This is a genomic window from Pedobacter sp. Bi27 (assembly GCF_918698255.1).
Classification (GTDB): Bacteria; Bacteroidota; Bacteroidia; order Sphingobacteriales; family Sphingobacteriaceae; genus Pedobacter.
This window is the reverse complement of the sequence record NZ_CAKKMW010000015.1, coordinates 42,128-49,601: the sequence shown is the minus strand read 5'-3', so window position 1 is coordinate 49,601 and position 7,474 is coordinate 42,128. Positions and strand designations below refer to the sequence as shown.

Here is a 7,474-nt window from a genome sequence, read left to right as displayed (position 1 = left end):
AAAGTATATTGTATATTATAACTGGGAAAGACCACACCAAGGAATTAATGGTAAAAAGCCTGTGGAAATGGTCAATATAAATAACAAAAAATAAACTAGTTCATTACCGAATTACTAAACCTTTACAGCAATGACGATCTTTCTATTGGAATCTGTCATTGATAGCCTATCGAAAGCCCTGTTTAATGCCCGTAAAGCGTTTCGACTACTTGTCCCGATTCATCGGGAAGCTCTCCGTAGGAGTCCTTTGGACAACCTGACAAATCCGAATGGAATCAGAACTTGTGACACAGACTCTTCTTTTGGTCTATGTTACTTTAAAAAATCATTTAGGTAAGTTGAGATTATTTTCGTCTGCATCATTAAACTCACATGCCCCTGGCCAGGGACAATGGCCAAATGAGATTTTGGCATCGCCCCCATATCGGAAAATTTGTCGCCGCCAAGTAATTGGTAGGTTTTACTCAGTTCTACTTTATCCAGGCCGTCATTATCTCCTGCGATGATTAATACGGGTGAAGTAATTTTCGCAATATTGGCGTCGCCCATGTCGAATGTTGTCCCTGCAAAAACAATCATCTGTTCTATAAATTTTGTCCATTTTGTTTTGTCAGGCGCTACCGCATCATATGCCGTTTTCATAGGTGTATTTGCAAACATTTCAGGTTTCATATTTTTAAATGCATCTGCTATTTCAGGTTTCCAGCCAGTACTTTTATAAGTAGAAGAAATGACCACTAATTTTTTTACGCGTTTAGGACTTTGTATGGCTAACTTATAGGCTATAGAGCCACCCATGCTATACCCTGCAACATCGGCACTGTCTACTTTTAAATGTTTCATTACGCCCTCCACATCACTTGCCAGCACAGCCTGGTCTAATTTCCGATCAGAAAAAGGTGTGTGTCCGTGTCCCTGTAACTCAATAGCGATTACTTTTCTGGTTTTCGATAATTCGGGTATTAATTGCCCCCAGTTTGTTTCGATAGTCATAAAAGCACCATGCAGTAAGATGAGCGGTTTACCCTCACCATATACTTCGTAATAAACTTTAAGGCCGTTAACCGGTGCATAACCGCTCTCGGCAGGCTTAAGTTGTTGCGCTTTTGATTGAGCTGCTGCAAACATGATGATTGCGAAAAGTAGTACTGATTTAAGGATCTTACCTTTTTGAAATAAATTTTTCATAAAGCTGTTTAAATTTAGTTTGAACGATATTAACCATACAAATATGAGATTCATTCGGGGCTTTACCACGACGTAAAAACGACAACTTCGGTGGCGGATTGCGACATTGCAGATTTGAAGGTTGATGCCAGTATGTTTAGAAAAAATTGCAAATGAACCCAGCTAATGGTGTATCATAAATATAGAATGTCATCCTGAGGAGTAATTATTTTATAAAAATTCAATATTAATGACAGGAGAATTTAAAAAATTAAATCTCCTCAGATTATCGTCATTGCGAGAAGGCTTTTTCAGCCGACGAAGCAATCTTACAACTATCGCTAGTAGCGAGCGATTTAAGATTATTCATTTTTGCAGTTGTTTTCAAAGGCATTCATGAGCTCGCTTCGTTCGGTTGTCTTCGTGCCTCGCAACGACGGCCTTTCTTTTGGAATCTGTTAATGGTAGTTTGTCGAAGGGCTTTGTTAAATAACCTTTTAACTAAACTCATCGAAAGATGAGCTTTTTTAATTAAACCTAATCTACCACTTTTAGTAGTTGCGTTTAACACGTATATTTGAATATTACCCACAAGAGATTACGCTCAAAACCACGGAAAATGGAACAAAAAAATCTAACGGAATTAACAGACGAAGCGTTGCTGCTAGAAGCAAAAAAAAGGAAATCGGCAGTCATAACCAATGCCATATTAATTGGATTTCTGATCGGTGTTGTATTTTACAGCGTGATGAAAAACAGTTTGGGTTTTTTAACACTCATCCCCTTATTTTTCATTTATAAGCTGACAAACAACTCAAAATATAACAATCAGGAATTAGAGAACCTTTTAAAAGAAAGAGGTTTGAAATAAAAGATGATGGCGAATTTGCTACCACTACCTATTGTGTTCCGCAAGATTTATAGGTTTATCAATAGAAAAGAGTCTCAGACTCAATTTTGCGAGTATTATTAGGCCATAAACTTAATGCCAGTATTACCCATAGAGAGGCAAGCTTAACGCTACGGACAGGAAGGGAGGCAGCAATTGGCACACTTATGGCTTATCAATAACTATGAAACAGATATATCTTATTGTAGCGTTATCAGTAATGCTGCTTACCAGTGCTTGTTATAGTATCAGAACTGCTGGTAATAGTGGAAAAGTCCCTCCAGGGCAAGCTAAAAAAGGAACAGGTTCAAAATCTGCCAGGCCTTTTGCTCCAGGGCAACAAAAAAGAAATTAAAAAGAAAACCCTCCAAATTTGGAGGGTTTCTTTCTTTATTACACAAACAACTAATGTTTTCCCTTACCGTTTCCATGGCCTTTGCCATTTCCGTTTCCTTTATTAAAATGCTGTGAGGGTTTTCCTTTATCGCCTTTATAAACCTTGCCATTACCCTTGGCCGGTGCATATTTCTGCCCTTTGCTCTTCCCTATTGCCGATTGCCCATGGTTGCCTTTAAATTTGGCATATTTTACTTTGTGGGTTTCGAAATAACGGTAAGGCTGACGTGAGTTAATTACGACCTTATAGCCGTTATATAAATCATACCCGCTATATCTCGGTGGAAGCGATGTGGTAAAAACCCAACCTCCTGGACCCATATAAATAAACTGTTTTTTGGGCACATAATAATAACTCTCAATATCGGGCAGGTAGTAATAATCTACATAATCATAGCCGGTTGGGCCCCATGCAGGCTGTGCCCCAATATTTATGTTTACACTTACCTGAGCCTGAGCTTTAAAAGTGAGGCTGCTGCTTACCACAAGTAATAACAGCAAGAATAGCTTTTTCATCGTTTTAAATTTAGATATGAATAATGGGTTTTACTGTTTTAAGGTAACCGTGCCCAACGAAGTGTTTTGACCTAGAGCCACTTTAACAGCCGTAATGGTACTATCTCTATAACCAACAACCGGTGCAAATTTAACTGAATAGGTACCTGAAGATAAGCCACCAACTGTAAACTTACCAGTTAAAGGATCGGCAACGGTACCCACAGTATCTGTACCAGCAATAACCAAAACTTCAGGATGGCTTGCTAAAGGCAAAACAGTTCCCGAAATCAATCCGGTAGTTGCTGACGCGATTCCACGTACCACTGGTTTTAATAAATATTTTCCGTTTCCGGTGCTTACGATAGATTTCGCCGCATCAAAGTCTAATAGCAATGTATAAGCAGCGCCTTCAACCAATTCAGGATTAGCGGTTAATTTTACTTTCCAGCCAGAAGATTGTGCACTTGGTGTTTTAAGTTCCTGTTGAACCCCATTTACCACAATTGTATTTCCGGTTTCGTTGAGTACCAGTCTGATTTCGGTAATTTCGCCTGAAGGCATTTCACCTGAAGCAACCAAAATATCAGGGTTACTGGTGCCGATCCTAAAATCAAGGATATCGAATATACCTGCACTAGCTGCAAATACATAAGGTTTATCGCCCGATACCAGTACAATCTCTTTTACACTTAAATTAATCTTATCGAAGTTACCCGGAGCATCCGTCATTTTAATCTGAACTTTAGTTGTTCCCTGGCTTGATTCATTTTTTTTACACCCATAAAAGACAGTCATCCCGATTACAACGAAGACGGCTAAAATGGTATTTACAAAATTTGTTTTCATAACTGTAGATTTTATTTAAAGTTTTACGCTTCAAAGTTGAGGGCCGAAGATGAAACCAACATGAAATTTAAATTTTATTTTTTTCATCTTAATTTCATGTTGCCATCCTACTTTTGAAATGTGAGCGCACCATGTATGGTGGTTTTTAGGTAGGGTTTACCTCTTAGGGGGTAAACTTTTTTTATATTTATAAAATGATCCGATTCGCCGTTATTTTTTGCCTGGCTATTGCCCCGTTATCGGGTGTTTTTGCCCTGCAACAAGATTCTACCGCTTTAACTGTTTCAAATCAGCAGGAAGAACTGATTAAAAAACAGGATAAGGCAAAAAAAGACAAACAGCCCGAAAACCAAAAACCTGAGCCACTTCAGATCAAAGAAGTACCAAAAGCCAAAAAACAGCTAAAACCCATGGCGGTAAAGCCCAAAGTAAAGGTAAAACCCATCAAGATTATTAAACCTAAGATTAAAAGGCCATAACTATATGCGCACCCGTCTCTTAATTTTCTTCTCATTTTTGGTGATATCAAATGTAAAGGCACAGCAAGATTCGACAAAAGCTACGCTTACACTTGCGGCCATGTACAACAGTAACATTAATTATTACGGGCAGGTTACCCCTGAAAAATATCCGTATGTACTCTTTAACGCTACCTTACGGTTTCCAAGCGGTTTATATTTTTCGGGCGGTGGTTATAAGCTCTTAAACTATGGCTCAACCATTTCGGAAACAGATTTAGGCGTAGGTTACGATTATGATTTTAATGAAAAATTTACTGCCGGACTAGCCTATACCCATTCTTTTTTTCCCGCTAATTCTCCTTTGCTTCAGGCATCCAACAACAATAACATCAATGCATCGGCCGCCTACCAATGGCCTTGGTTTAAAACAGATCTTAGTCTCGATTTGGCCTTCGGAAAGCAAACCGATGGATTTATCAGTTTCGGAAATTCAAAAGAAATCGAATTGGGAACGGTATTCAATGAAAAGAATCTTATTTCAATTACGCCAGCTGTAGAGATTACAGCAGGTACCACCCGCTTTTACGAAACCTATATCATCGAAAAAAACAAAAGGCAGAACGCTAATGGGAATGGAAAGGGAAAAAGTGATACCGCTCCGGGAATCGTTAACGGGAGCACCACCGAGGTAGTTGAAAATACGGTCAATCAGTTCAAACTATTGTCTTACAATTTTAAGTTACCTTTAAACTGGAGTAATGGAAATTTCCTTGCAGAGGCCAGTTATCAATTCTCCATACTTGGAAACAGAAAAGAAGAAAATGTAAAACATCAACAATCATTCTTCGGTTTAGCAGTTTATTATCAATTTTAATCCTCATGAAGGTACTGATCATAGAAGATGAAAAAACACTTGCCTTTGAAATGGAAAAGTTTCTTAAAAAGGCTTTCTTCTTGTGCGATCTGGCCCATAGTTTTAAACAGGGTTTTAATAAACTAGAACTAAACCAATATGATTATGTGCTGATTGATTTGGGCTTGCCAGATGGTGATGGCTTTGAACTGCTCAGCAAGGCGAAGAAAAGCAACCCAGATGCGGCCTATATTATTCTTACGGCGAGAGGAAAATTAGAAGACCGGGTGGCAGGCTTAGACATGGGCGCAGACGATTATTTAGCGAAGCCTTTCTTTTTACCCGAACTTCAATCGCGGATGCAGGCCATTGCCAGGCGAAAATTTAAAGTGGCCGAAGCGTTAATTCCACTCGGAAACTTTAACATCGATCTGCAAAAACGCTTTGTATTTTTTGAGGAGGAGCAGATTGAACTTTCGCGCAAAGAATTTGATCTTTTAAGCTACCTTTTACTGCATAAAAACAGGGTGCTTACCCGGATGCAATTAAGCGAACATATTTGGGGCAACTTTGTTGATGATGATTACGACTCTAATTACATTGATGCACACATTAAAAATATCAGGAAGAAATTAAACGGTTATGCCCCTACCGAATGGCTGGAAACGGTTAGAGGCGTTGGTTATAGAATTAAGAAGTAATTTGAAACTATCTACTAAACTTATTTTATTTATTACCGGATCTAAACTTGCCATTGTAGGTCTGTTTATCCTTTTGCTTCCTTTTCTGATCGGGCAGATTGCTGCTAACTACACCAACTTTTCGCTTAGAAACCAACAGAAAAAAGTACTCCAGAATATCAATAAAAAGGGAATAGATTATTACTTCGAAGGGGATAACAGTTATGGGAGCTACACCATGCTGAAAGATGAATACATTGCACTTGAAACGGTAGCACAAACACTGAAATTAGACACCATACGCGATACCAAACGTATTGTAGAACAAGATACCATCGCGTATCGGGTGCTGAGTTTTACTTTTCAAAAAAACCAAAAAAACTACCTCTTAGAAATCGGTAAAACCACCGCCAGCATTAACCTTTATAACGATGCGCTCCAACGCTTTGCTTTATACGTGCTTATCATTCTTATTGCCCTAAGTATTATTATAGATTTGATTTTTACCCGGCAGTTAATCAAACCACTTAGTCAGATTATCAAATTAAGGCTGACCAATAGCCGGTTTCCCTTTAAAAAGAAACATGGCCATATTAAAACCAGTACACAAGACTTTAAATACCTCGATCATTCACTCATTTCGTTAATGGACCAGATTAACGAGGCTTTTGAAAAGGAGCGGGAATTTACGGCAAATGCCTCGCATGAGTTTATGACGCCCATTAGTATATTACAAAACAAGATGGAAAACCTGCTTACTGAAGAATCGGCATCCGAAGCGGTACAGGAACACATTGTGGATATGATGAAAACACTGGAGCGGTTAAAGAAAATATCGCGTTCGCTACTACTCATTTCGAGAATAGAAAATGAGCAATTCTCCAAACAGGATGAGATAGAGCCACAAACACTCCTTAATGAAATAGTGGAAGAAATAAGCCATAGGCTCGAGGAAAAAAACATTCAGATCGACATCGACCTTAGCCATAACAAAAGTTTAAGCAACATCAATCATGATCTTTTATTTCAGCTCTTTTATAACTTAATTAACAATGCCATTAAGTTTAACAAAGAAAATGGAAGTATACAGATTTCTGATCATCTCGAAAAAGGTTATTATTCCATTCAGGTTAGCGATAGTGGCCAAGGCATTAAAGCAGAAGATATACCACACGTATTTAACCGATTTAAAAAAACCGGTCATGCCGAAAATGCGGGCTATGGCTTAGGGCTTGCCATTGTAAAAAGCATAGCAAACTACCTTAACTTAAAGATTCAGGTGAATTCAATACCGGGAGAAGGGACAAGTTTTAAAGTTATTTTCGAGGGATAAGATTAAAAATGTTATTTGTTCCGTTTGATGTAGATTTCTACTCCAATGGTGAGAATGACACAGATAGCAAGAAAAATTATTGTCCAAATCCTCATCGATTTGCCTTTATATATTCAAAATAAGCTTTTGCACTTGCTAAAAAATTCACCCTGTATAAAGCTAAAGAATAGATAATCAAACCGGTAAACAGAGGAATCTTGTTCTCAATTGCATTATCACTGAATATCGCTGGTATCAGGATCAACATACTCAGAACAGTAAGTGCACTAAAAAGATTTCGAGCCCAACTATGGCCTTTAAAAACCAGGTAGAGCATGAGTACTGTTAGCACTAACCTAATAATTTGTACTA

The 7,474-nt window shown here is 38.2% G+C and carries 9 protein-coding genes; 6 read left to right on the top strand and 3 right to left on the bottom strand.

What is annotated here, in order from left to right; translation table 11 throughout:
- Positions 1-312: 312 nt before the first annotated feature.
- Complete coding sequence (locus LQ227_RS25345; RefSeq protein WP_230151909.1) at positions 313-1,188, bottom strand: alpha/beta fold hydrolase; 876 nt, start codon at positions 1,186-1,188, stop codon at positions 313-315.
- Between the two features lie 598 nt (positions 1,189-1,786).
- Between LQ227_RS25345 and LQ227_RS25340 the strand changes: the two genes are divergently transcribed.
- Both LQ227_RS25340 and LQ227_RS25335 read left to right on the top strand, forming a co-directional pair.
- Positions 1,787-2,038 carry a hypothetical protein gene (locus LQ227_RS25340; protein WP_230146375.1) on the top strand — a complete coding sequence of 84 codons (252 nt, stop codon included), beginning with the start codon at positions 1,787-1,789 and terminating at the stop codon, positions 2,036-2,038.
- 202 nt (positions 2,039-2,240) lie between these two features.
- Positions 2,241-2,411, top strand: coding sequence for a quinol oxidase subunit 4 (locus LQ227_RS25335; protein WP_230151906.1), 171 nt, complete (start codon positions 2,241-2,243; stop codon positions 2,409-2,411).
- Between the two features lie 50 nt (positions 2,412-2,461).
- On the opposite strand, the gene LQ227_RS25330 is transcribed toward LQ227_RS25335, so the two are convergent.
- Together LQ227_RS25330 and LQ227_RS25325 are read right to left on the bottom strand one after the other, a co-directional pair.
- Positions 2,462-2,968: a hypothetical protein gene (locus LQ227_RS25330; protein ID WP_230151904.1), complete on the bottom strand. Its 507-nt coding sequence runs from the start codon at positions 2,966-2,968 to the stop codon at positions 2,462-2,464.
- Between the two features lie 30 nt (positions 2,969-2,998).
- A complete protein-coding gene (locus LQ227_RS25325; protein WP_230146379.1) occupies positions 2,999-3,796 on the bottom strand; it encodes a DUF4382 domain-containing protein in 798 nt (265 codons plus the stop codon).
- A 194-nt stretch (positions 3,797-3,990) separates the two neighbouring features.
- On the opposite strand from LQ227_RS25325, the gene LQ227_RS25320 reads away from it, so the two are divergent.
- From LQ227_RS25320 to LQ227_RS25305, 4 genes are read left to right on the top strand one after another with little or no spacing between them, the layout of a single operon-like run.
- A complete protein-coding gene (locus tag LQ227_RS25320) occupies positions 3,991-4,275 on the top strand; it encodes a hypothetical protein (protein ID WP_230146380.1) in 285 nt (94 codons plus the stop codon).
- Positions 4,276-4,279: 4 nt separating this feature from the next.
- A complete protein-coding gene (locus tag LQ227_RS25315) occupies positions 4,280-5,131 on the top strand; it encodes a hypothetical protein (RefSeq protein ID WP_230146381.1) in 852 nt (283 codons plus the stop codon).
- Between the two features lie 5 nt (positions 5,132-5,136).
- Positions 5,137-5,811, top strand: coding sequence for a response regulator transcription factor (locus LQ227_RS25310; protein ID WP_230151903.1), 675 nt, complete (start codon positions 5,137-5,139; stop codon positions 5,809-5,811).
- On the top strand, positions 5,753-7,123 hold the full coding sequence (locus tag LQ227_RS25305) for a HAMP domain-containing sensor histidine kinase (protein WP_230151900.1): 1,371 nt from the start codon (positions 5,753-5,755) through the stop codon (positions 7,121-7,123). Before LQ227_RS25310 ends, LQ227_RS25305 begins: the two co-directional genes overlap by 59 nt.
- The last annotated feature ends 351 nt before the right edge of the window (positions 7,124-7,474 follow it).